Annotated in this window: 1 protein-coding gene; it reads left to right on the top strand. The window is 42.9% G+C overall.

The window, feature by feature from the left end; genetic code table 11:
• Positions 1 to 141: 141 nt before the first annotated feature.
• Positions 142 to 702 carry a YecA family protein gene (locus tag A3766_RS27380; RefSeq protein ID WP_068507962.1) on the top strand — a complete coding sequence of 187 codons (561 nt, stop codon included), beginning with the start codon at positions 142 to 144 and terminating at the stop codon, positions 700 to 702.
• Positions 703 to 739: the final 37 nt, after the last annotated feature.

Below are 739 nucleotides of genomic sequence, written 5' to 3'. Positions count from 1 at the left end.
GCTTTTTTATGCTTACCAGGTACTGCAGATACTAATCTGTGGAAAATCAGTTTATACTCTCGTTTTTTATACCACCCCGCTCCCAACCAGCGCCCATACACACATGAACGCATTGGTTGCACTGTCATACGGTTTTAGCAAATGTCACTAAGCGAACAACAAATTGAACAGCTCGAAGATATTCTTTTTGCCGAGCATCTAAATGAAGAGGCTTTGGATTATTTTGGCTTTCACGGCCTTGTATGCGCCAGTGTTATCGGGCCGGTAGACTTTGACACTAACACTCTTATCTCTGTGCTATTTGGCAATGATGATATCGAGCTTAGTGAATCTGAAATCGCCACTATTGAAAGCTGTATCGAAGAGATCAAGTCGACATTGCTTGAAGAGATTAATGAAGACCGCGATATACTCTTACCCTACAGCGATGAAACTGATGACGACAGCGAAACTCACTACGATGCCTGTCTTGAAAGCTGGTGCACAGGCTTTATGGAAGGTTTCTTCTACAAAGAAAAGGCATGGTTCTGCAAAGGTGAAGATGTTACCGCCGAATTGCTACTTCCTATCATGGCCCTTTCAGGCCTATTTGATAGTGATGAGTTTCAAGAAATACGTCGAAACGAAAAGCTTTTATCCCAATTCGAAGAAATTATGCCGGAGCAATTGGTGGATATCTTTCTTTTCTATCATTCGGATTAAGTGCCAAGGTCGCCTCGACACAGCGGCCTTCATCACT

The sequence above is a fragment of the Oleiphilus sp. HI0132 genome (assembly GCF_001635845.1).
Note: the sequence above shows the minus strand (reverse complement) of the source record. Positions and strands in the feature narration are given on the sequence as shown.